General features: G+C 38.5%; 23 protein-coding genes and 1 pseudogene. 13 read left to right on the top strand and 11 right to left on the bottom strand.

The genetic code is table 11. The features are described 5' to 3' along the window. Position 1: 1 nt before the first annotated feature. Positions 2–2,458 (bottom strand): ferrochelatase, encoded by a 2,457-nt coding sequence (hemH, locus tag M899_RS17805; RefSeq protein WP_021271591.1) that lies wholly within the window; start codon positions 2,456–2,458, stop codon positions 2–4. A 103-nt stretch (positions 2,459–2,561) separates the two neighbouring features. Here hemH and queF point away from each other — a divergent pair, with 103 nt between their 5' ends. Together queF and tatA are read left to right on the top strand one after the other, a co-directional pair. After that, positions 2,562–3,101: a preQ(1) synthase gene (queF, locus tag M899_RS11375; protein ID WP_021271706.1), complete on the top strand. Its 540-nt coding sequence runs from the start codon at positions 2,562–2,564 to the stop codon at positions 3,099–3,101. A 9-nt stretch (positions 3,102–3,110) separates the two neighbouring features. After that, the gene (gene tatA / locus M899_RS11370) at positions 3,111–3,296 is read left to right on the top strand and encodes a twin-arginine translocase TatA/TatE family subunit (protein WP_021271672.1); all 186 of its coding nucleotides are present in this window, start codon (positions 3,111–3,113) and stop codon (positions 3,294–3,296) included. A 4-nt stretch (positions 3,297–3,300) separates the two neighbouring features. Here the strand turns inward: tatA and M899_RS11365 are convergent, their stop codons facing one another. From M899_RS11365 to M899_RS11340, 6 genes are all read right to left on the bottom strand, one after another. Then, the gene (locus M899_RS11365) at positions 3,301–4,764 is read right to left on the bottom strand and encodes a hypothetical protein (RefSeq protein ID WP_021271634.1); all 1,464 of its coding nucleotides are present in this window, start codon (positions 4,762–4,764) and stop codon (positions 3,301–3,303) included. A 3-nt stretch (positions 4,765–4,767) separates the two neighbouring features. Next, positions 4,768–5,151, bottom strand: a complete 384-nt coding sequence (locus tag M899_RS11360) for a response regulator (protein ID WP_021271624.1) — start codon at positions 5,149–5,151, stop codon at positions 4,768–4,770. Between the two features lie 119 nt (positions 5,152–5,270). Next, positions 5,271–5,510, bottom strand: coding sequence for a KH domain-containing protein (locus M899_RS11355; RefSeq protein WP_021271691.1), 240 nt, complete (start codon positions 5,508–5,510; stop codon positions 5,271–5,273). A gap of 102 nt (positions 5,511–5,612) precedes the next feature. Continuing rightward, the gene (gene rpsP, locus M899_RS11350; RefSeq protein ID WP_021271663.1) at positions 5,613–5,858 is read right to left on the bottom strand and encodes a 30S ribosomal protein S16; all 246 of its coding nucleotides are present in this window, start codon (positions 5,856–5,858) and stop codon (positions 5,613–5,615) included. Between the two features lie 117 nt (positions 5,859–5,975). Next, a complete protein-coding gene (locus tag M899_RS11345; protein ID WP_021271686.1) occupies positions 5,976–6,389 on the bottom strand; it encodes a hypothetical protein in 414 nt (137 codons plus the stop codon). An 80-nt stretch (positions 6,390–6,469) separates the two neighbouring features. Continuing rightward, complete coding sequence (locus tag M899_RS11340) at positions 6,470–6,910, bottom strand: Dps family protein (RefSeq protein ID WP_021271678.1); 441 nt, start codon at positions 6,908–6,910, stop codon at positions 6,470–6,472. 244 nt (positions 6,911–7,154) lie between these two features. Here M899_RS11340 and M899_RS11335 point away from each other — a divergent pair, with 244 nt between their 5' ends. Beyond that, a complete protein-coding gene (locus M899_RS11335; RefSeq protein WP_021271638.1) occupies positions 7,155–7,745 on the top strand; it encodes a TatD family hydrolase in 591 nt (196 codons plus the stop codon). Here M899_RS11335 and M899_RS11330 read toward each other — a convergent pair. Together M899_RS11330 and M899_RS11325 are read right to left on the bottom strand one after the other, a co-directional pair. Next, positions 7,705–8,112: a response regulator gene (locus M899_RS11330; protein ID WP_021271642.1), complete on the bottom strand. Its 408-nt coding sequence runs from the start codon at positions 8,110–8,112 to the stop codon at positions 7,705–7,707. The genes M899_RS11335 and M899_RS11330 overlap by 41 nt on opposite strands. Positions 8,113–8,121: 9 nt before the next feature. After that, a complete protein-coding gene (locus M899_RS11325; protein ID WP_021271676.1) occupies positions 8,122–8,553 on the bottom strand; it encodes a response regulator in 432 nt (143 codons plus the stop codon). Between the two features lie 223 nt (positions 8,554–8,776). Here M899_RS11325 and M899_RS11320 point away from each other — a divergent pair, with 223 nt between their 5' ends. Beyond that, complete coding sequence (locus M899_RS11320; protein WP_021271688.1) at positions 8,777–9,088, top strand: hypothetical protein; 312 nt, start codon at positions 8,777–8,779, stop codon at positions 9,086–9,088. A 25-nt stretch (positions 9,089–9,113) separates the two neighbouring features. On the opposite strand, the gene ffh is transcribed toward M899_RS11320, so the two are convergent. Together ffh and M899_RS17800 are read right to left on the bottom strand one after the other, a co-directional pair. After that, positions 9,114–10,592, bottom strand: a complete 1,479-nt coding sequence (gene ffh / locus M899_RS11315) for a signal recognition particle protein (RefSeq protein WP_021271703.1) — start codon at positions 10,590–10,592, stop codon at positions 9,114–9,116. Between the two features lie 12 nt (positions 10,593–10,604). Beyond that, positions 10,605–11,372, bottom strand: coding sequence for an HAD family hydrolase (locus M899_RS17800; protein WP_081653810.1), 768 nt, complete (start codon positions 11,370–11,372; stop codon positions 10,605–10,607). On the opposite strand from M899_RS17800, the gene M899_RS11305 reads away from it, so the two are divergent. The 9 genes and pseudogenes from M899_RS11305 to M899_RS11265 all read left to right on the top strand — a co-directional run. Then, positions 11,348–12,442: a tRNA dihydrouridine synthase gene (locus tag M899_RS11305; RefSeq protein ID WP_021271594.1), complete on the top strand. Its 1,095-nt coding sequence runs from the start codon at positions 11,348–11,350 to the stop codon at positions 12,440–12,442. The two genes, M899_RS17800 and M899_RS11305, sit on opposite strands and share 25 nt — an antisense overlap. A gap of 143 nt (positions 12,443–12,585) precedes the next feature. Next, entirely contained in the window at positions 12,586–14,793 is a 2,208-nt protein-coding gene (locus M899_RS11300) for a hypothetical protein (protein WP_155897194.1), read from the top strand. A gap of 217 nt (positions 14,794–15,010) precedes the next feature. After that, a complete protein-coding gene (locus M899_RS11295) occupies positions 15,011–20,035 on the top strand; it encodes a hypothetical protein (RefSeq protein ID WP_155897193.1) in 5,025 nt (1,674 codons plus the stop codon). A gap of 62 nt (positions 20,036–20,097) precedes the next feature. Then, entirely contained in the window at positions 20,098–20,877 is a 780-nt protein-coding gene (locus M899_RS11290; RefSeq protein WP_021271650.1) for a metal ABC transporter solute-binding protein, Zn/Mn family, read from the top strand. Further along, positions 20,867–21,673, top strand: coding sequence for a metal ABC transporter ATP-binding protein (locus M899_RS11285; RefSeq protein WP_021271609.1), 807 nt, complete (start codon positions 20,867–20,869; stop codon positions 21,671–21,673). The genes M899_RS11290 and M899_RS11285 overlap by 11 nt, the downstream gene beginning before the upstream one ends. Beyond that, entirely contained in the window at positions 21,666–22,490 is an 825-nt protein-coding gene (locus tag M899_RS11280) for a metal ABC transporter permease (RefSeq protein ID WP_021271583.1), read from the top strand. The genes M899_RS11285 and M899_RS11280 overlap by 8 nt, the downstream gene beginning before the upstream one ends. A 127-nt stretch (positions 22,491–22,617) precedes the next feature. After that, positions 22,618–23,655: a hypothetical protein gene (locus M899_RS11275; protein WP_021271690.1), complete on the top strand. Its 1,038-nt coding sequence runs from the start codon at positions 22,618–22,620 to the stop codon at positions 23,653–23,655. A gap of 109 nt (positions 23,656–23,764) precedes the next feature. Next, positions 23,765–24,496, top strand: coding sequence for a hypothetical protein (locus M899_RS11270; RefSeq protein ID WP_034729024.1), 732 nt, complete (start codon positions 23,765–23,767; stop codon positions 24,494–24,496). Further along, positions 24,496–24,857, top strand: a pseudogene (locus tag M899_RS11265) (hypothetical protein); the annotation flags it as partial. The gene M899_RS11270 and the pseudogene M899_RS11265, both read left to right, overlap by 1 nt.

Genomic DNA, 24,857 nt, shown 5'->3' with positions numbered 1-24,857 from the left:
ATTAATCCTCAGTGCTCTCAACCTTTGGCAAGAAAGAAAGCATGATAATTGGCACAATCAAAAAGAAGGCACCATATATATAAGGTCCACTTGAGCCAATGCGCCAGTAAACAAGAGAAGCAACAATAGGACCGACAACACGGGCCAAGGCCCCAAGAGATCTAAAAATACCAATGCTGCGTCCTTGAACTTGCGAAGGAGTGTAAAGACTTACTAGTCCAGTTAAACAAGGAATGGCCATGGCCGAGCCCACAGATAGAAAGAATAGACCAAAATAAACCATGCCGCTTGTGTAAGCATTTCCTATAAGCAGTAGCCCAGGAATTAGAGAGATTAGACCAACAATGGCCATTTTCTTTTCCCCAACTTTATGGGCACTACGTCGAACGACACCACCTTGAATAAGAGCAATGATCAGTCCGATAAAGATAAACATATAAGCATTATCCATTGACGAATAACCAAGCCTTTCAACTGCTAAGAATGTAAGTGTAAACTCCATACCAGAAAAGGCCGTTAAAAAGAAAAAGTATCCAAAGTTTGTAAGGTTAACACCTTTGTACGGTAAGGGTGCAAAAAGCTTAAGAGGATTTGTTGTTCTTTCTGATTCTGCTCTACCTCTTTTTTCCTCTGGTAAAGTTTCTTTAAATCTTCTGACAATGTAGAAGAGGTTGAAAAAAGATAGTACAGCTGCAATTAAAGCAGGCATTGAAAAAGGATTAACCCCATAATCAGCAAGAACTGGATAAATCTTAGTGAGATCGATTAAAGAAAAAATTCCCCCCATGGCCGGACCAATGATAAACCCTAGAGCGAAGGCAATTCCAATAATGGCCATTCCTTTAGAGCGATTCTCTTTAGTTGTAATATCGGCCACGACAGCAGTAGCTGTAGAAATATTACCTCCCATAATTCCACCAATAAATCTGGCCAAAATTAAGAGTGTGAATGATCCAGAGAAGAACCATAGAACATAACTAAGACCTAAAAAGAATATTGAAATTGAAAGAATTGGCTTTCTTCCATAACGGTCAGATAAACTTCCCCATATAGGAGAGGCGACAAACTGAAGTAAACTATAAAGGGCCCCTAAGGCACCACCAAATAGAACGATGGCATTCATCGACATGTGACCACTTTCATTAGCAAACGAAGAGATGGCACCAAAAATTAATTTCAAGAAATAATTATCACCATCAACTGTCAAATAGTGTTTGGCCAGTGCTGGGAACAAAGGAAAGATAATCGAAAAACCGATGAGATCTAAAAACAGCGTGAGAAAAATAATTTTTAACACCGACTTCGCCTCAGAACTGAGCGGCGGTGATTGCATTTTTTGCTGTTTCAAATCCATGTAGTCTTCCTTTTCTAAATAGTAAAAATCTTCTTTTCTTTTTGTGATATCGGCCAGTGTTTGGTTTTCTACAAAACTTGCAAAATCTTCACACCACTTTTGATCGTCATTTAAACATGGCACAAGGTGAACAACCCCTCCGTGCTCACTAACCTCTTCAACAAGCTCATGACCGAGCTCATCAATTGTCTCTAAACAATCGGCCACGAAACTCGGGGCATAAACAACAATATGCTTTTTACCCTCTTTAACAAGATCACAAATATATTCATCTGTGTAAGGTGTTAGCCATTCTTCTGAACCAAAGCGAGATTGAAAAGTCATGTGCACAAGATCGCGATACTTGGCCGGGAGTCTATCTTTAATCAACTTATATGTTTCAAAACAGTGTTGGTAGTAAGGATCTTTTTTATAGATAACCCTTCTTTTAGGAATTCCGTGAAAACTTAAAACAAGAGCATTTGCACTAAGGCCATTTTTTTCAAGCTCTTCAAATTTTTCAACAATTAGGCGCACACTATTATCAATGAAGGCCTTCGATGTATGAAAGTGAGACATCACTCTTAGATGAGGAATGCGCACCTTTTCTTTCAGCATATGAAATAGCCCATCAATACCTGAGGCCACAGTACTTTCTGAATACTGTGGAAACATAGGAATGGCCAAAAGCTCAGTGGCCGGACTTTCTTTTTGATCGAGATCGTCTTCCCAGTCTGAATAAACTTCTTTTACTGTTGGAGATGATAATAAGAAGGCATGATTAATTTCTAAATGCTCTTTATCTTTAATTGAAGCTTTTACTTTGTCGCTGAACTTTCTTGTGATTTCGATTAATGGAAACGTTCTCCCATCCCAAATACGAGAATAAAGTTTTGCAGATCTCTTTGGCCTAAAAGGCAGCACAAATAAATTAAGAATAAGTTTCCACAAAGTGGGATTAATATCCACAACTCTTGGGTCACCCAAAAATTCTTTTAAGAAAGTTCTGACATCTGCTATTTTAGGAGACTTCGGTGAACCCAGCTGAACGAAAACAACTTTTGTTTTAGGTCCTGTTGCTGGTAGAGTTTTATGGAAGGTGTTTGACGCGTTATTTTTTTCCACAATTTACCTTAAAGCTTTAATTATTCATTGAGTTAAGCTATGTTTTGCATAAAAGACATATAATACTAACATATAGCAAATACCAGACATAAGGACTAGAAAAATGGCCGTAAAAAAGAAGACAAATACGAGACAAACTAAGAAAGGTCGCGACGTTAAAGAACTTGCTGACTTTGCGCTGGGTCAAAACGAAACTGTTTACCCTACGACTTATGCTCCAGAAATGCTTGAGGCCTTCGACAATAAAAACCCAGGAAAAGACGCATGGACAACTTTTGTATGCACAGAGTTTACTTCTCTATGCCCTAAGACTGCTCAACCAGACTTTGCTCGCGTATACATTAATTATATTGCTGATAAAAAAATGGTGGAATCAAAATCTCTAAAGCTCTATTTATTCAGCTTTAGAAATCACGGAGATTTCCACGAAGATTGTATCCAAAAAATTTGCGACGATCTAACGGCCCTTATGAATCCAAAATATCTTGAAGTCATCGGTGAATTTACTCCAAGAGGTGGAATTGCAATTTATCCATTTGCCAGTTCGTCTAATAATGGGAAAAAATATAAAGAATTAAAAGAGAAGAGATTTTTCGAATACGCTCCAGGTAAATATTCGATGGACCTCTCTAAAATATACTAAGGAGATATTATGTTTGGTCTAGGAATGGGAGAGGCGCTAATTATTCTTGCCGTTGTTCTATTGATCTTTGGTGGAAAAAAACTACCTCAACTTGGTAAGTCTATGGGTGAGGCCATCAATAATTTTAAGAAAGGTCTAAACGAAGGCGCGAAAGACTCTGATAAAGAAAAAATAGAAGACAAAGAAAATAAGTAAGGCCTTAACTTAAGGCCTTTACAATTTCAAGCACTATAGAATGATTGTGGGGCATTGACTGATAGAGCTCTAGGCATTTTCTTTCGATAATGTCGTACTCAAGCACAATGCCCTTTTCTCTAAGTAAAATATCCGCATATCGACAGGCCCTATTAATAAGCTTTCCATTGGAAGGGCGCACCCATACCATTAGATTTTCCACATAGCGCCCCATGCGTCCCATGACTAGAGTTGAATGCATATTAAGAATCAACTTTAAAAAAACTTGTTCCATCCAAGTGTATTGAAAAGAAGAAGTAAATTCGATGCTCATATTATCAAAGTTCAAAATTAATTTATCATCGCTGTGATGTAAGTGGACACTGTGCTCTACCTCTTTGGCCCTTGGATTGTGAGAACTAATATCCATATCCATGAGATATAAAAACTGTGTTTGCCCACCATGCCCGCGCCAATTTAGTGTGCGCGGTCTTCTGCCCAGCATTTTTATCCAACCATCAAATGCACTAATTGCATTTTCCATAAAGCAATATACAAACGAATCCCTTTTGGCACTTGAAACACTATCAAAGGGCGATAATCCAAAAGTAGGTGCACGCTCAGTGGTATCAGTTAAAACAGAAAGAGCATTAAGTCCTGAGACAAAATAATTCACTCTTTCATTTTTTTTATAAAGACCACTCTCCCACTCAATAAAGGGAATGAGTTTTAAAAATTCACTTTTTTGATGAAGCGCTACAAAGTCTTTAAAGAGTTGTACAACATTGATCTTTTCATTAAAGGCCCGCTCTAGAGCAAGACACATAAAAAGAAGCTGTACAGTTGTTGCTTGTAATCGCGTACTACCGGCCAATGCCATGGGGCCACAAGTAAGATTGATCTTTTCAATGGCCGAGTTCTCAATCACACCACGTGAGCGCTCCACAGGAAGAAGTTCTTCATCAGGATTACAGTAGATAAAAAATGGTTTTTCTCGACAAATTTTTGAGGCCTCTTCAACTGCACCAATAACAAAAGGCGTTTCTCCCCCTTCTGTTATCCCTACTATAAGATCAGCGGCCGAGGGATTAAAAAGATGAAGTTGATCTTTACCATATTCAGGATAGTCTTCAAATTTTTCAATGGACTTAATAAGAGCACTATCCCCTCCGGCCATAAAAGAAAGGAGTTTGGCACCAAACTTCTCTTTGAAAAAACTTTCCAATGCCAATGATAGACGTCCTGTGGCGCCACAACCACAAACAATTAATCGACCACCACTACTTAGTGATCTTTCAATGGCGAAAATAAGTGGGTCCAATTTGTGTATATTCTTTTGAAGAGAAGCGAGAGCAAGCTTATCCACTTCATAAAAATCGGAAATGGCCTTCGCAAGATTGCTCTCACAATCAAAAGACAAATTGCGAGTCAAAGGATGACAACTTTCTGTCGTCAAATGCCCTAAGGAAAAATAATCTTTGTCATTCATGAATTACTGAGCTTTTTTTAATTCTTCTTTTACAAGGTTTATAAGCTCATCAATATCAAAAGGCTTGATAATGATGGCACTAGCACCTTTAAGTTTAACGTCACTTTCATTGACGTCAACTGCTCCGGTAGAGAAGATAAAAACAGGAAATTTTTTATGGGCACACAACTTCTGTGCTTGTGACAAAAATTCAAGGCCAGACATTTCTGGCATCATAAAATCTGATATGACGACATCGAAATCGTTTTTGGCCAAAAGATCTAAGGCCTTCTCCCCACTTAAAACGGGTGAAACCTTAAAGCCTTCCATCTCAAACGAATCGCCGCATATATCAAGAAGATCTTGCTCATCATCAACTAAAAGTACGTGAATTGGTTCGGTAGACATTGCTCCCCTTTAGCAAGTGATTCTATTAGGAATAATCTACACCAGAGAACAAAAAAAAAGAGGCCTAAAACAAGCGGACCTCTTTTTTTTAATGTTATCTTTAGAAAAAAATGAATGATTTATTCGATAATTTCTAAAACAGAACGCTTCTTCAATTTAGTTGAAGCGGCATTGAGAATAGTTCTTAAAGCACGAGCTGTACGCCCTTGCTTACCAATAACTTTACCAAGATCAGACTTATCAACTTTAAGCTCAATTACAGTTGTCTGCTCACCAACGATCTCATTGACTTCAACATGATCTGGCATATCAACTAGAGCTTTACTAACGTAATTAATCAAATCTTTCAGTTCACTCATAACCTATTCCCAATGTAACAAGAATTAAACTTTAGTTTATAAATACAATTCAACAAAAACTATTCTATATATGTTTTTGTAAAAACGGTACCTTTTTTTTAACTAAAGAGCAATTTTGTTTCTTTTGAGAAGAGACTTAACTGAATCAGAAATAGTTGCACCATTAGCAAGAAGGTCTTTAATTCTGTCAGCCTTAATATCAATAAGGTTGTTTTCAGCTAGGTGTGGATTATATTGTCCAAGTCTTTCAATAAAACGACCGTCTCTTGCATTTCTAGAGTCAGTTGAAACGATTGTATAAATTGGCTTGTGTGTTCTACCACCACGCTGCATTCTAATTGTAAGCATTTAGCTACTCCTACATCAGTAATAACAATTAACGAAACAGTAAAATATATACTTTTACCGAAGAAATCAACCTATATTTCAATAATTCTGAGGTTTTTTCTCATATTTAGGGGCCTTTTACAGGTCCCCACAACGTAATTTGTTAATTGAATTCGTAAAATCACGAGTAATTCTATTGATTGCGTGCACTGAAACCTCTTTTTGGTTGCCTGAAAGGATTGCACCTAATCTGATTTCATCTCTTAATCTCTTATAGCGTGATTCATAAAGTTCAGAACATTTCACAGACTCAGCATCTGCAAGCATCTTACAAAGATACTTATTACCCGTAACCTGAGTACTAAGAAGTCCCACTCTCATGGCGAAATCTTCTTTATCCATATATTTGTTGTTAAATTCAGAAGTCAGTTCACTAAGCTCTTGGTAAGCGTCGTTAAAGAGTGAGCGGCAATCATCATTAGATACAAATGCCTGTGCTGATTGTGTAAGGGTAAAAAGAATAAGGCCTGTGGCCAAGAATTTTTTTAACATAAATGCCTCTCTAAAACATGGTTATGAATTAGAGAGACTATAGCAAATTCTAAAAAAGAACTGTTTGCGCTAGATACTTTTTATAGGCCCTGTCCAAGAAATGAACGAAGCATCCACGTCTCTTTATCGAGAAACGCAACTTGCTCATCAGCAAAGGCCACAGTTGTTGTATCCCCTTCGCTCATTTGGCTAAGGGCCTTGAATTCTGTTCTAAGAAAGTCAAAGTCCTTAAGGATATTTTCAACAACATACTTTGCATTAAAGTCAGTGCTTGCATCTTCTGAGATACGACCGACTTCAAGAATTTGTTTTAACGTCACAAGTGGTCTACCACCCAATTGTAAAATTCTCTCAGCTAAAGCATCGTACACTTCTTGAAGATGGTCATAGTAGCCCTCTGTCTTTGCATGGATTTCAAAGAATCTTTCCCCTTTGATATTCCAGTGGTAGTTTTGGGCCTTCGTCCCAAGAATGTGTAAGTCCGCTAAAATTAAGTTCATTTTTTCTGTAATATTTTTCATAAAACCCTCCAGTTGGTATTATTATGGGAAAGATCATAACATAAATGAAATCAATTTTAAGTATGGCAATATAGATATAATCTATATAAACAACAGACGTTAATAGACAATCATAATAAGGTATTCCATGCCCTTTATTGACATCCACACCCACAAGGCCCCAAGAAGTGGCATATTAAGCATCCGCAACATCCGATGGGGTAAAAAGGGGCATTTTGAGGGTCTGAAGGCCATACAAAACGATATGATCGTAGATGCAATCTCAATTGGACTTCATCCATGGGATGCACAGTGGGATCAGCAAGCTCCAAATTGGCATGAATTGGCAACTCTTCTTGAAAATGAAAATGTCTACTTTTTAGGAGAGACAGGTCTTGATTACATAAAAAAAGAAAACCTTTCTCAGCAAGAACTGGCCTTTCATAAACAAATCGAACTCTCCCAAAAAATTAAAAAACCAATTCTTATTCACTGTGTGCGCGCCCTGAGTGAAATTCTCAGTGAAAAGACCTCGCGAAAAATTGAAGGCCCCTGGGTTCTTCACGATTTCAACGGTAATTCACAAGAGATTCAAGCGGCCATGAAACATGGCTGCTACATAAGCCTTGGCAAAAATATGATGAGAGACAATACAAAAGTTGTTAAGGCCTTAATGGCCATAAAAAGAGATCGTCTCTTTTTTGAAACTGATGAGAATGACTATAGTATTGAAGAAGTCTATCAACGTTATTGTGAACTTAGTGGTATTGGAGAAAAAGGACTTCTTGAGCTTTGTGAGCAAGTCGAAAATAATTTTAAGACACTTTTCGCTCTAAAGTCTCTACCATTTTATTGAGAAGAACATCCCCACGAATAGGCTTAACGATATAATTGGTCACCCCGACACTAAGGGCCTCGACGACATGATCTTTTTCATTATCGGCCGTAACCATGATAAAAGGAACTTCGTTATAACGAGGATCAAGTCTTACTTTTGATAGAAATTGCATTCCGTCTAACACTGGCATTTCACGATCTGCGAGGATCAGTCCGATGGGAGTAAAAGCTTTATAACTTTCATTAAGAATTTGTAAGGCCTCATCACCATTAGTGGCACTGACAATATTTTTGAATCCTTTTTTTAAAAGAATTTGTTTGATAAAATTTCTCGTATCAATACAATCATCGACAATTAAAATACGTAATGCCGCGCTTACCGTCATAATCCTCTCCTACAACCTTGTCTTCACAAGTTCATGCCAATAATTGAGATGGTCAGCACATCGATCGAGAATATCGTATACTTTTTTACGATCAACTGGCTTATTTATAAAATAGCGAAAGCCGTTGGTATAACACTCAAGAGTGGTAATAAGTGTTTCGTCCCCTGAGAGCGCCACGATCTGTATCCCTCGATTCGTTGAGAGCATTTCTTCAACAACACTCCATGGTTTTTTTCCACCATCAAGGTGGATATCGACAAAGGCCACGTGGAAATTCTTCTCTTCGTCTTCTAAATATTTTTTTGCCTCATCTAATGTTTGGCAGTAATCAATGACAAAAAGACCTTCATAGCGAAGATCAACATAGCGCTTTATAAGATTGAAGATGGACTCGTCATCATCAATGAGAAGAAGTCTGTAAGGATGGGTAAAAACATTCATACTGAAGATCCTTAGAAATTAAGATTGTGCTCCTAATTAATTTAAACATGACGGTTAAAAATGATGCCTTAATTAATTCTAAATTTTTGGGACGACCTTAAAAGTGTGAAACTATAAACAAATATCTGTCTAAAAAATAAACGGCCACTGTAATTATGCCCCTGTCTCTTTTGAATCATTCGGATTTCAATTAAAAAAGGCAAAAGACATCAGGAGTAGGTCAATGAAAAAGTTATTAGTAATATGTCTCTTAGTGACAAGTATGGCCTCAATGGCAAAAGTATCTGTATTTGAATGCTCGCCTCATATTGGCGCAACCAATATAACTGAAGACTACAGCTATACGATTAGAGAGAAATCTCTTTTTGGTATTGTAACTAAAGTAGAACTAAGAAACGAACACGAAGATACATGGCTTTCATGTGAAAAAGATCTCGAAAGTGGTAGTGCTGTATGCGATGGTTGGGACTATCCTTACAAGGGCGAAACTGTTCATTTTATGAATATCGAATTTAACTGCGAAAAGAGCATATAAAAAAAGAGGCCTTGGCCTCTTTTTTTTATTTTTTAAAATATCCGCCACCCCAAGGGCCTTTTCCTTTACCTTTCTTCTTTTTGCCACCGCCAAAAGGATTATCAAAATCTGGCATACCACCAGGCATACCGCCACCAGGCATACCGCCACCTGGCATTCCTGGGAAACCACCCATACCAGGCATTCCACCACCTTTAAACATTTGCATCATTCCGCCCATCATTTTTTCCATTTGACGGAACTTTGCAAGGAAGTCCTTTACCTGAGCAACTGTGTTTCCAGAACCTTTTGCAATTCTTTCAATACGAGATTCTTTAATAAGCTTATAGTCCTGTCTTTCTTGCTTTGTCATAGAATTGATAATAACTCTCATACGAGTCATTTCAGTTTCTGCTGGAGACAGATCTCCAATTTGACGAAGCATTCCACCCATACCAGGGATCATTTTTAAAATACTCGACATTGAACCAAGATTTTTCATCATATCCATTTGCTTCATGAAATCTTCAACAGTGAACTTACCTTTTTCAAGGTTTTTCATCATGCTTTCAGCTTCTTTTTGATCAATGGCATCTTCTGCTTTTTCAACTAAAGAGAGAACATCTCCCATATCAAGAATTCTTTTCGCCAGACGATCTGGGTGAAAAAGCTCTAGATCCTTCATCTTCTCGCCTGTAGAGATATACTTGATTGGTACACCTGTTACGTAGCGAATTGAAAGTGCCGCACCACCTCTTGCATCGGAGTCCATTTTCGACAGAACAACACCTGTTAAGGTAATGGCATCGTGAAAACTTTTTGCAACGTTTACAGCTTCTTGTCCAGTCATGGCATCGGCCACCATAAGAACTTCTGGATTCATTGAAGAAAGAGATTCTCTTACTTCTTTAATTTGTCCCATAAGTTCGTCATCGACATGAAGACGACCGGCCGTATCGATAATAACAACATCTTTATCATTTTCTTTTGCAAAGGCCATCGCTTTAATAGCAATATCCTTTGGATGCATTGAAAGATCACTGTCAAACCAATCAACACCAAGATTCTTTGCGTGTGTGATGAGTTGATCTTTAGCTGCCGGTCTGAAAGTATCGGCCGGAACGAGAAGAACATTTTTCTTCTTCTTATTGCGAAGGTGAAGAGCAAGCTTTCCTGAGAAAGTCGTCTTACCTTGACCGTTAAGACCTACCACAAGAACTGGAACGATATCTTTTCTGTCGAGATTTAATTCTTCGTTTTCAACACCCATAACTGAAGCAAGTTCATCGTGAACGATTTTAATGAACTGCTCGCCAGGATTTACACCCTTAATTACTTTTTCACCCAAGGCCTCTTCTTTAACTTTGGCTATAAATTCCTTTACGACTTTAAAGTTAACATCGGCCTCTAGAAGTGCTGTTCGCACTTGTTTAAGAGTTTCTTCAATATTAGTTTCAGAAATTTTCCCTTTGCCTTGAATATTTTTAAATGCATCAGAAAACTTTTCACTCAACGTATCAAACATCTCAATTCACCTTTATTTTTCAATATGATCTAAAATAATTTTTAAACAATCTTTTGGCTCAGACACAAGATGGTCTGCACCCATTTCTTTTAGTACTTCCACATTTGCATAAGTACTCCAACAAGCTCCAATCGAAAGACAGCCAAAATTCATAGCGCCTTGGATATCGGTATAGCTATCACCTATCATCACAACTTTATCGGCGTCACACTCTCTTCCAAGCATCTCATATAGTCCCTGAGGATGAGGCTTGGAAATGGTATCGTCCATACAGCGAAAATCGAGAAAATCTTTTGCAACACCTAGTTCATTCAAAATCTCAAGGGTTGTTTTACGATCGCGACCTGTCCACACATAAAGAAGTAGACCTTCTTTAATAAGATCTTGTAACAGCTCTTTAATGCCATCAAAAAGCTCGTAGCGCAAATTCAACTCGGCGCAAACTTGCTGCCATCTCAAAATAAATTGACGGGCCTGCTCAGTTTGCTCTTGTACTTCAATACCAAAATTTGCAGCAAGTTTCACTAAATCAGCGACATATTTTTGCTCGACTTCCTTGGCCGTGACCTCTCTTTGCAAATATTCCGTTAAAAGTACGGAGAGGGCGCGAAAAGTGGCCTTTTCACTAGAGATCAGGGTTCCATCGCAGTCAAATACAATAAATCCTCTTGGGTTTTCCAAATTCATCGTCATTTTTCCATCTGTTGGGTCTTGGCAATTGACGCCAATCTTAACCTCTGGTAAACAATTGGGCCATGACAAAAGCGTTAAGAACTCCATTTTCCAGTGATTTACAACAAAAAATTGATACTCTCAAAGAGCGTCAAAAAAAGATAATGCTAGGGAGCGTCGAATTCAATTCGCCATTACTCCTTGCACCAATGTCTGCCATAAGTATTGCTCCGTTTCGTCTATTGATGGAAGAGCTCGGTGCTGGTGGTACAGTGAGTGAATTGATTTCATGCCACGGCATCAATTACCAAAATGAAAAAACACACCAAATGCTCACTATAGATCCAAGAGAAGAGCATATTGGAATTCAACTTTTTGGCGAAGACCCTGAGGCCATGGCCCGTGCTGCACTTGTGGCCCAAGAAAGAAATCCAAAATTCATAGATATCAATATGGGCTGTCCCGTAAGAAAAGTCGTCACAAAAGGTGGTGGCTCGGCCCTTTTGAAAGAAACGCAAAAGCTAGCGAACTTTTTTAGCACGATGAAAAAAGATTTAAGCATTCCACTAACTGTAAAAATAAGAACAGGATGGGATGAAGAAAATATCAATGCCAAAGAAGTTGTTCATATTGCCAAAGAAGAAGGCCTTGAGTTTGTTGCCATTCACGGGAGAACAAGAACACAACAGTATAAAGGACACGCCAATTGGAATATCCTAGAGAGTGTTGCTTGTGAGGCCGAGCTTCCTATTATTGGCAACGGCGATCTTCATGAGGCCCACGAAGTTAGGGATCGTATGGGCCAGACAAATTGTCAGGCACTCATGTTAGGAAGAGGACCATTGAGAAATCCTTTTATTTTCTTAGAAAGTTATTTAACTGCTGATGACACAATTAATTTTGGACCAAAAGATTATTTTGAAGTGATCACACGTTTATATGATTACCTCTCACAATATACAGATAGAGAAAGAACCCTTCTTGTGCAAATGAGAAAACATATCGTATGGATGGCACAGGGCTTTCCTGGTGTTGCGAATTTTAGAGGACAAATTTTTCAAACTCCTGATCTTGGCGACACAATGAAATTTACTGAAGATTACTTTATGGGCCTAGACCACCGTACATCAAAATCTATTGACCACTCTGAGGCCTTTATGACCTCAGGTCACGGTTAGCCACAATTTACAGGCATAGTTAGGGCCATGGATTTCATGGCCTTTTTTTTGTCAACTCATTGAATTCAAAGCGAATATAAACTTTTTTACTCAAGTTTAGTCCATGGCCTATCGAAAAGAATGAAAGTCGTTAATAATGGACCATGATGAGAACTAAAAGAAACTTAGCTACATTCACAACAACTTTCGTTTTAGCAATGATATGCACCGATGCTCTTGCAGCTGGCGCAAGACACAATACTTGTAATCAGATGAAAGAAGCTTTGCGCTCTATTGCAAAAAAGCAAGAACAACTTCCTATAGAATTCACAGATGCTAATGGCAATAAACTCGCTAATTATGGTGAGCTTCAAAATCAATACGACGAACTCTCTGCAAAATACGTTATCCTAAAAGGTCTCCTCGATCTTAAAATGGAATATGATAGCTTCAAGGCCCGTGCCTTTGATAAGGATTTTGGAACTATCGATGGGCAAACACTAAACGATATTCAAAATGTCGCCAAGGCCAAAAAGACGGCAAAAAAACTTGCTCTACTCTACGATCAATTCAATAAAGAGAGTTTCATGTACAACACACAGGCCGGACCTGTGGGACAAATGGAAATGACTCAGCTTATGAAACCATTGAATGAACTTGGTCAAGAATGCCAAAAAGAAATCAATGTGTTCAACTCGCCTATGGCATGCTCTGTAATCCAGCAAGATTCAAACAAAAATATCTTTCAAAATTTCGGTGAACAGTTTACTGGTAATGACCAAAAAAATATGATTAACGGCTTTAATCAAGCAAAGATGGCCCTAATCTCAAACCATACACCAGTTGAACAAAATCAAATTCGCGAACAGATTCTTCAATCTTATAAGAATATCGCCAGAGAAGTTTTTACGGCCGAGAACTATGCACAGGACTATAGAATTCTCGATGATGCTGAAGATATGATGTTAAAAAACATCTATAGACTAATTAATGTGAAACCAGACAATGAGACGACTCATACTGATTATTTAAAATTCAAAGAAGAGTTTGCAAAAACAGATATCGAATCATTTAAAAATGATTATGCAAATTGCTTTTCGAACTCAATGTTCGATCAAAGTAGTGATCCTCTAAAGGCCTGTGCTCAAGAAAAAGCGTCAATTACTCAATCAGCAAGAGCATCACTTAATAATGTGAAGAGCTTTCTGTTAGAAAAAGAAATCACGGCACGCGCCAATCCTGAACAAATTGAAAAAAATGAAATGACCATTTTAAATAAGAGACAAAATATCCTTGCGAAGGTGAAGTCCCTTAAAGATTTTTCTGAAATTGTTGAAAGAAATCCAAAACTCTACAATTTCGCTCCGAAAAATTTCATGGCCCAGTACTGCCCTAGCACAACTGAGGATATCGCGGCCTGTATGAAAGAGATTAACGGCACTGATTTAAAAGCAGCGGTTGATCTGGCCAATAAAGAATTTACTGAAATTCAAAACGCCCGCGCCAATGCCCTTAAACTTTTTGATAATCCTGACTACCATCAGTTAGAGACAATGAAGCAATATATGATTGCAGACTTAAAAAATGGTCGATGTAATAAAGAACAAGAAAATAAAATGATTCTCGTAAATGCTTCAGACTGTGGGCGAAACTTAGACAATTCAAGAGACCTCTCTAGTTTTGTAAAAGTGGGAGAAGATTTTATTAGGGCCATCGATAACAGATACCCAGGAGTCTATGAGAGTGAACTTGCAAGTCTAGAAGCACTATCAACAATTACAGATATGTGTAGTAAAAAGTATAACAGCTCTATTCCAAGCGAGAATGACGATCTCAATGAAGAAGAAGGTCAGACTTCAAGTAAGTCCAACTCTAACATGAGCGCTGAAGATATCCATATCAGCCGTTACTGCGATACTTATGCGAAAAGATATCAAAGAGTGAGACAAGAAGAGCACAATCGCAAGAAAACAGAACAGAAGCTAGAAGACGTTAAGAAGAATCACTATGTTTATGATGAATCAACTAATAGAATGATTAAGACACCAAAAAGATCAATTGCTGCGACTATGTTTGTCTCTGGTATGAAAAGCTCCCTTGGACTTCTTCCTACATACTTTCAAACAAGGGCCAATAGCAATATCGCAAATATGCAGGCCAATTCTCTAATTGCTCAAAAACAATATTTGCACAATATGCAAGGTGCCCATCAGTGGTATGGTTATGGAGTCTCTCAATACTTCCTAGATAACCCAGCTCAGACAAACTTCTATTTCAACAACCCGATCTACTTCCAGCAGTCGTCAATGGCCCTGCAATCAATTAGCGGTGGATCGACAACAACTAGCAGTACCAGCTCATTTAGCTGGTAATTGCCCTAAATCTTTGTCATTTTTTTTCGCCATTTACCTAAGATAACTTGATTCTTAATGTTTTTTAACAAACTTTTCTCTTTGTTTTCAAGTTCTTACGACTTTTCATCCATATCTCGGCACAAAATACCTGAGAAGAACGATAAAATAGAAACATCTAAACTCACTGAATTTCTAAGACGATAAAGAGATCAGGATGAATTTAGGTTTTTTAAGGATGAAGAATTTAATTAATATTATTACACTTTTACTTTTCACTTTGGCCTTGGGTGCTTGCGTCCCGAGTTCACCTTCTGCTTCTCGTAAAAAGAGTTCAAGCGGAAGTACGGATAGCTCTTCAGATGCTGGCTCAGTTGATCTTGAAAATCAAATCTACTGGTACACAACAAGTGAAGTAGTCGGCGAAGTTACGATCAATCAAAGCTCATCTAGCGCGCTATACGTTAGAGGAAAATCTGTTAACAACTACCTTTCTTTAAATAGCAATATCAACAACAGCTACTGTTTGGCGATCAACTACAACACAGCAAGCACTGCTATTGCACCGATTTATCGTGTAAGAGCAATTCCATTAACATCACTTGATCTTAAAACAGGCCTAAAAGAAAACTATTTTAGAATAGATCTTCATTCTCTAAATGATAATCAAGCGGCCTGTAGCGGTCTTATTCCCCACTATGAAGCAAAGGATGGGGCCAGTGTAACAACGACAAATGGTAGCTACTCACTTGAGAGCTTATGCCCAACTTGTCGTGGGAAACAGTCTTCTGTGGTCATCTCTCTTTATAAATCAAGCAATGGACTTTCCTTAAGCTCTATCGTTCCAAATGGAGAACTTGATCTTAGTAGCCTTACCCTTAGAGTTGATTTTGGAAATAACTCAAGTGATTCAGGCGGCAGCTCACTATGTTCTAAAAGCTCATGTATGGCCCAAGGCTTTGATTGTTGTATCGACGGTCAATGCGTAACAGATGGGGCCTTAAAGAGCAATCCAAACCCCGATGATCTTCTTCAGGCCATTCGCGATGTAAATCTTGATCGCAGAAATTATATTAAATGGCCGAGCGTATACAACGTTTGTGGTGAAGGTGCGCCAGATACAGGTGATGGCGACGATACGAGTGATCCAAACGATGATGCGGCCACAAGACTACAAACCTATATTGAAAAATACAATTGTCTTGCAGGTGCAAAGCTAGATACTCCAAGTTACGCTGCCTGTGTTCCTAGTGGTGATCTTACAAGCTTTGAGGCCATCAGAACAAGTGTTTGGAAAGAATGTGGATGTGCTCTTGATCCTATTACAAATGATCCACTCGACCCTCGTTGTCCAGACTACGGATTAAAACTAGTCACATCTTCAAGTGGTGCCACTATTGATGTTGTTTGTGATATTCCACCAGCAGACGATGCGAATCCCCCTATTTTTCAAGAACTCGATGTCGCAATTTCTTCACGTCATACTCCTCACCGCTTTTTCGCAGAAAACGGAACGAACTATGATGACTTAACAGGAGTAAGAGGTAGTCTACCAAACCTTAAGCAAGAAGGTGAAGAATTCCTATACTTCGATGAAGTTGGAAAATCGGGACCAGTGCCAACGTCATTTAGTATGAACGCAATCTTAGGACAGATGAGTGTATCTCTAGATAAGGCACTACCTGCAAAAATGATCGAAGTTGAATTGAATAAAAATTACCTTATTACTGTTAACAAAGGTACATACACGCCGTGTCCACAGTGTGATAAGGACAAATGGTTTCAAGTGTTCATGTCACACCCATCTTCAAGCTATGGAAATGGAATAAACGGTGATCCTATTACAACAGACAGAACAAGATTTGGGTACAACAATAGCAATGCTAACTATGAAGACAATGTGTTTGGGAGAGCTTGTTGGGTTCCTCCGACAATGATTCCTTTTACACATAAAAAAGAAACAAGTCTTCAAACACAACGCCTTAACAGACTTATGTCCCAGGCCGCGATGTATGTAAATGGCTACCAAAGAGACTGGTATGGTTTTAATAAAGGTGCTGTCATTGGCTCTTTTGATGGTGTGAAGTGGTTCTCTATTGGCTCACTTTCAAGAAGAGTGAGATCATCTTCAAAAAAACTCTTTGTTGCCATCAATGCTCCATTCGCAGACCTTGCTGAACAATCGTCAATTTCAATATCTGTAAGAGAGGATCTTGGCGATGGTCAAGCATCAACAAAAGACTACGACCCTGCCCTTGCACTTAACGATCTTAATCAAAACCAAGGGGCCACTTGTCAGCGTTTCCACCAATGTAATGTTGATGCCGATTGCGTGACTCAACTTGGTTGGGAATACACGTGTGCCGATGTTGGAAGTTATAAAACTTATTTGCCTAAGTTTTCAACAAGTGCGGATGAAAAGTTAAACGATGAATCTGCAGATGCAACGTTTGCTAGCATTATCTTTGACGGCTTTCAAACGACGAATAAGAAAAGATGTGTCTATAGAGGTGCTGGTTCAGTTTGTAAGCTGACGCCAACATCAGACCTAACAAATGCTAATACACAAAAGCTTTTCACTTGTGCACCAAACTTCTACTGTGCTGGACTAAATGATAACAACTTTAATAAAGAAGTGATCAGAGCACCAAGTTCACTTTCAAATATTCTTTATGGACAAGAGGCCGATGTACTAGGTCGCCCAAGTAGTTATGTTGGTGGAACTGGTGATGGAATTCTTGACAGTAAAGTCATTACAAATATCACTTACAATGCTGCCCTCTTCTTTGGAAAAAATACAGCAAGTGCAGGAGCGCAAGATTTTGGACTCTGTCGTCCAGGTAAGGCCTTGGCCCTCGATCCAGCTGATCAACACAGAAGCAATGACCTGCTTAAGAGAACGGATTATATCAATCAGATCGCCTCATGTAATAGCTCTAATTTAGACCCTATTGCGCGCGTGCAGACTTGTCCTGCCTTTGATGATGATGGCAATTATGTGAAGACTCAAACAGCAACTGATATTCTCAACAGACACTCACAAAATATGTGTGGTGTAGAGTCCGTAAGACCAAATGGACTTTCATCTTTTGATGATATTGAGGCCAGGGCGCTTCCAGTATTAGCTGAGCTTACAACTGTTAAATTTGCTAAGGATGCATGTTTTAGAAGGGCCGGTTCAGTTTGTCATACAGACCTAGACTGTTCACCAAATAAAGTACATAAGAACTCTGCTCTATTTTTAGCGCAATCAGACTTTGGAAATACTGAAGCAGAGTATCGCTTTTGGAGTGAAGATCTCGTTTGTAGTCAAGGAAAACCAAAACCAATCTTTGGTTCAACTGAAGCAAATTCGTGGGATCTAACACAAAATCGTTGTTGCCGTGAAGTTGGTAAAACAATCACAATGTACACAGAGGGAACTCATTTAGATGGAAATGAAAATAATCAAATTCTAAATGTAACAAGCTTTCCTTATAACAATACGGCCGCCAATGGACGCTATTCTCGCTATACTGTGGCCTCGCCAACAAATGCTGCGCCAGTAAGTTCAACACCTATAGCAACAGCGCCAAGAGTGGCACAGAATCAAGTTCCAAATGCTTTTCAGTGGAAGACTTTTAATGATACTGCAAAAAGAACTTGTTGCGGTGGCGGATGGGTTCGTAAATTTGCCGATGGAACAAATAATTGGAATAAAAAACGTGCACTAAATATCAATGTCGAATCACTACAATGTCTAAACTACAACAATACATTGTATAAGGAACCACTACCAGGTGCCAGCACATTGAACTACCAAAAAGACTATGGAAAAATTTGTCTGTATCCATCTGAAAATGGTGCCTGTGTTCAAACACCTCTTCGCAAGGCCGCTGGTTTTGAATTGAGTCCACCTACTGTTGTCGCCAATGCCGCAACGGCACTAGCGACTTTGGACACAAGCCCTGAGACACAATTTGATAATCTTTCTTCTGATGTTCTGTACATGCCTACTCCATATAGAACAGGCTCTGCTCCAGATAAGATTTTCAATTACTTTGAAGACAGTGAATTTGATTACGATCTAAGCGTTTACTTACCAAATTATATCGCTGATAGAGCGGCCATAACATCAGTTAGAGCGAAATATTATAACTCTAATAATAATGAAATCGCTGAGATCACATTTAACGAAAATATCCCTTCATGTACTATTGTTACAAGAGCGAAAGATCACCTTGCTGAAAAAGAATGGTGCCTTGAAAATAAAAGTGGTTACCTTGTTCTTCACGCAAACGCTGGTGATACAGGCACTCTTGAGGGTCTGGGAGATATTCCTGAATCCTATCAATATGCAGGTCTAATTGTTGAATTTAAGCCATACAGAAGATTAGTTTCTGAAAGTGCGGGAACAAAAACACCGGCCAATACACCATTTGATCCAGGTAACGATCTCTATTATGCAACGAAACTTTCACGCTTTGAACTAGCTGGTATTCCGCAAATGGTTTACGAGCCGGTTTACTGTAACGATGATCCTCAAAATCTTGTACCTGGTCTTTTTGCATGGGATGATAGAGCAAATTTTGAAGCAAACTCATTTGATTACAACGCAACTTCAAGTAATCCAAATTCTATGTCACAAATTTACGGACAACTTGTCACAAGTAACGGTGCTGCAACAAATGACACAATCAATCCTCTAAATAGAGTTGTTGATGATTCTGGAATTAATCAGCAGGCGATTTTCTCAAATAAAGACTTCATGTGCTGTATTGAATTGGGTGAAGAAACAACAAGTTCTAGTGGCTGTTGTTCAAACCATGCCACAACTGATGACAATGGAAAAATGACTTGTAAAATCCCAAGTGGAACAGATCTAATGGTTTACTTTAACCGCTTTATTTCAGGTGATGGAACTGGTGAAGATGCTCCAGGTGGTGGTCTTGTAGACACTGACTTCATTATGGAAACGGGTGAACCAAAACTGTCTCAAGAAGTGTACACAAAAATCCGCGCTCTTGGAGAGGCCTACTGTGACAAGGGTGTGACATCTGATGATGACTCTGGTGGGAAAACAAGAAATGGGGCGACTTTTGGAGACTTCTCACCTCAACCAAATAACGGTGGTTTTATTGGAGAGGATTCAGGCTTTGATCCAAACTCTGTACGTACCTACTCGATTATTGACTCTGCCGATGACGCTGATGATAATAGGGCCACAGGTACAGGATATTTCTTCCAAGGCTATCGTTGGGGTCACCATATTTATTGTAAGTAGTGTCAAAATTGACGGATAGCAAAGAATAGAGATAATGCGTTAGAATAAATTAAAGGAATACTATGAGAACTTTATTTATACTAGCGCTTCTTGTGCCAGCATTCACTTTGGCAAAAGAATCCCAGATAACATGTTACCACACTCAGATTTGCAATATCGTGCACTATCTTGCACCCAAAGTTTCATTGGAAGTTTTAGAACTGCCAAAAGAAACTGACCCCCATCATTACGAAATCAGCGCTAAGGAGTTAAAGACTCTTGTTAAAGCAAAGCATCTTATTACGCCAAATCGTGCCCTTGTGCCTTGGATAGAAAGAGCTCTTGTAAGTAGAAAAACTGAAGATAGCTTAGAGCTGGGCCTGCCAAAGATGAATGGCCAAAGTGATGGGCCTCTCGCCCATTTTTGGCTCTATAAAAAAGGTCTATGTGAGGCCATTGATTCCATTCGAAATAAACTTCAATCTTGGCAAATTCCCATTGAAAATAAAAATTGTTCCGATTTAAAAATTGAAGAACTCTCAAAAGCTCAAAAGCGACTTCTCGTTGTAACCCACGATGCCCTCTATCCACTGGCCAGTGAGCTAGGCCTTGAAATCGTGGCCGCGAGAACTTCACACCACTCCCATGAAGTCTCAGCGCAAACTCTAAAAGAAATTGCCCTTAAGACCAAGAGTCGCAAAAGTTTGTGGATTGTTGAAAACCAAATAAAAATTCCGCCCACTGTTTTATCTTATGTAAAAAGTGACGATAAAAAAGTAAATTTAAACACTACTGGGGAGCTTTATGAAACCCCAGGACAAACCTTAAAGAGCCTTTTAAAGGAAATCTTCAGTGACAACTAAACTCATTGAGGCCACAAATATCAGCTTCCACTATCATCCAGATGAGACAATCTTAAAGAATGTTTCTTTTTCTGTTCATGAAAAAGAAATGCTAGGAATCATAGGTCCCAATGGTGGTGGGAAGTCGACTCTTTTAAAAATTATTACAGGTCTTCTCACTCCTACAGAGGGAGAGATCAAGCGCTATAGTACAAAAATGTCTTACGTTCCTCAGACCACTAAACTGAATAACACGCTTCCCCTAACAGTCTCAGAGTATTTGAGCCTTGCAGGTGATTTTGATGATAGGCAAAGAAGAGGCGCCCTTGAGTTTGTGTCTATGGAAAAGTACTACAACTCTCTTGTGAGAGAACTCTCTGGAGGTCAAAAGCAGCGTATCCAGCTGGCCAAGGCCCATTTAGAAAGACCAAAAATACTTGTTCTCGATGAGCCTACAAATGGCCTAGATAGCAATGGCCAAGACCAGCTTTTAAAGCTTATTACAGAGATTAAAGAAGAACACAGTGCCAGCGTAATTATCGTTGATCACAATATCAACCAAACGCTTCGTTTCTCAGACAAGATTCTTTGTCTCAATAGAACTGGTCACTGGCACAATAAAAAAGAACTCGTAAGAAAAGAGCATATTGAATCCATTTATCACTGTGAAATGGAACACCTCATTATTCATGAGCAGTTGGGAGCTGGCCCTCAAACGCCGCATCACCAATGTACGATTCACCCCCATGAAGAAGGCACAATTGGGGAACTGAACTGTAAAGTTGATTTTATTAAGAAAGAGAAAAAAGATGTTTGATTTGGCGCTAGCTGATTTTTTACAATTTGATTTTTTAATGAGGGCCCTCATTGGCTCTATTCTCTTATCGTTGGCCACAGGACTCTTATCTCCTCTTCTTGTTGCTAAACGCTACGCCTTTATGGGTTCGGCCATTTCGCATTCCACTCTTTTAAGTCTTACGATTACTTTTGGACTTTTTAATCCACAAGGACCAATTGGCGTTTTTTTATCTCTTATTTCAATAACACTGCTTTTGAATTGTTTTTTGGCCCACACAACTTACAAAGAAGATGTGCCGGCCGACAGTATGATTGGAATCTTTTTCACCACAACCATGGCCCTGGGGATTATCCTTCAATCACTTACTAATAACGGCAACAATCTTATGAATTACCTCTTTGGTAATATCCTTCTGCTAGAAAGCGCCGATGTGATTATCCTGTCCATTCTCATGACCATTACAGGACTTGCCATTGTCCCCTTTTTCAAAAAGTGGATTTACTTTACCTTTGATAGCGAAGGCGCAAAAGTCAGTGGCCTAAATACAAAACTTCTCCACTATGCCTTCTTTCTCTTAGTCTCTTTAATCATTGTAAGCTCTGTAAAACTTGCGGGAACAGTGCTCATAAACACCCTTCTCATCATACCGGGTGTTTTTGCGTTTAAGGTCGCTAAAAGTGTTAAACAAGTCTTCATCGTCTCGACTTTATTTTGCCTTATTTCGGGCATTATTGGCCTTGTCGTGGCCAATAAATTCAACCTACCAACAGGTGCCACAACAACAATCATTCAATTTGTAGGGCTTTTACTTGCAACGATCATGGTAAAAAAGTAAGTAGGTGTCTAAAAACTAGACACGCCCTCTCTTATAACTCTCTAATATTACAGTAATCACTTCCTTGCCATTCTTGGCACCAAGCTTGCTTAATAAAAAGCACAAACTTGGAAATCGGGAGATTACTATGAAAAGAAAAATTTTATTACCGCTAATGGCAATTAGTTTTTCTCTTCCATCTTTTGCTGGGGAATGCGACTACGTTATTGAGGCCTACAAAGACAGAGGAAGAAAAACTTTTCATGATTTAACTGTTGTTGAAAAAGATGCTCTTAACTCTTGTTTGGCCGACAACCCAGAAGCAGAAAAGTCATCTGCCTATAAAGGTTTTCAAAGCAAAACACAGGCCTTCGATAAAGAAAGCGAAGAGGCCCGTAAAAAAGATGCACACGAAAAAGAAGTTCTTGCTGGAAGACAAGCAAAAGTCTTTGGCACAAAAGAACTCAATAATTATGGACTCCCTCTTTTTGCCGTAAAAGTAGAACACCTTTGGGCATCAGAGGATAAAGGTTATCGTCACAGTAAAATTGTTAGACTTACTGATGCAAATGATTTCTGTAAGAAAAACGGTTATCAAAGAGCTGGTCAAGTTGTTATTGAAGCGAAGGCCAACAAGGGTAACGAAGCAGATAAGCTAAGTGCACAAGGTACTATTATCGAAGATATTTGGTACAAAATGGGCAATAAGAAAACACCATTTAAGTATGATGAAGATGATTATGACCAAAGAAAAGAATTTAGAAAACCACACGTTTTAAAATTCAATTCTATTGAGTGTATTAAAAACTCATACAAAGAAGATAAACTAGATGACATCGTTACAGTATCAACTTTCAAAGATGAGCTAGGTAACGAGCAAAGACTTCTTCTAGATGAAAAAGAGCATGAACTGAATGAACTTTTTGGAAACTTCATGATGGGTAACGAAAGAGCTGACTCTCGTGGCCAAGAAGAAGTCTTCAATGAAGATAGAAATTGTAAAAACGGAAAGAAACTAGGCGTGAACTACTCATACTGTAGCTACGGATACAAAGAAGTTTCTTTTGACGAAGATGAATCTGGCAGAGAGTCTGGCGTAGACAATAGCAGTTATATGCCAAGTACAAGACTAAAAGATCGCTTCAATGAAATCGACAAAAGATATAATAGCGGAGCAACTCGCTAATATATAAATCCCCCCAAGTAAGAAAGACCCTCTCCCCCCAGAGGGTCTTTTTTTTTGACCTCATTTTAAAAAATCATTAAAATAAAAGAGCGTTCTAGGAGTGAACCTCATGAATAAACTAATACTACTTACAATTTGCCTTTTTCATTTATCCCTGCCCATAATGGGTCAGGACGATATTGATTGGGAAAAGAACTTTAAACCCCATATGCTTGACCATCTCAATGAGGGTTGCCCTTCAAATTCAGAGTGCACAGCTGAGCTTGGAAAAAAGAGAAAGGCGTGGGAAGATCTTTTTAAAACACGCCCAACTGTAATGGCCATGAACTCTTTGGCAAAGACCATAGGTTTTCCTCTAAAAATTTGGAATGATAAAAATTCTTCAAAAGAAGATTACATTTCGTGGAACTCTCCATGTGAAGTACATAATAAAGAAGGTCAAGAAATCAGAACGGCAGAAACTTTTATAAAATCACCCTTTAAAAAGGGTGACCACACTCTTTTTCATAAAATTTATATGGAAAATGGGGATAAGGTTAAAGAGTATATCATTCCAAGAGATGAAACCCCTCTTTACAAAGATGGAAACGACTTGGTTTTTCTCCTCGAAGAAAAAGGTCATTACTTTGGTATGAGAATTAATGAAAAGAATGAGTATTCTTTGATAAAAAATCCATCAACTCAAAATTTTTCAGAGTTTATAAGCTGTCCTAAAAAACTCCAGGATTATTTCGATAAACACGTGCACAAAGATCTTTATCGCTTTTCTAATTGCAAGGCCCTGTGGAATAACAAAACAAAAAAATATGAAACGTTTATTGTAGGAAAGGCCTGTTCTTAGTGAGTGCTGTTAAAATTAAATTTTGCACGATTAATCTAGAAAACTTCTTTATTGTAAAAAGTGAGTATGCCCCTAATCCAGGAATTTATAAATCCCTTGATAAAATCAAATGGATGGCCAAAACAATCACTGAAATTGATGCCGATATTTATATGCTGACAGAGATTGGAGGAATTGAATCTCTTGAATACTTCAACGATATTTACCTCGAAGGGCGATACCACCCGATTATTCAAACAGGTAACTCCAATAGAGGAATAGAAGTTGGCTACTTGGTAAAAAAGACGCTGCCATTTAAATATCAACATAGCACGTATAAAAATCATCCGATTAATTTTCTCTACCCCCATGAAGTTGAAGA

Source organism: Bacteriovorax sp. BSW11_IV, from assembly GCF_000447755.1.
Classification (GTDB): domain Bacteria; phylum Bdellovibrionota; class Bacteriovoracia; order Bacteriovoracales; family Bacteriovoracaceae; genus BSW11-IV.
Note: the sequence above shows the minus strand (reverse complement) of the source record. Positions and strands in the feature narration are given on the sequence as shown.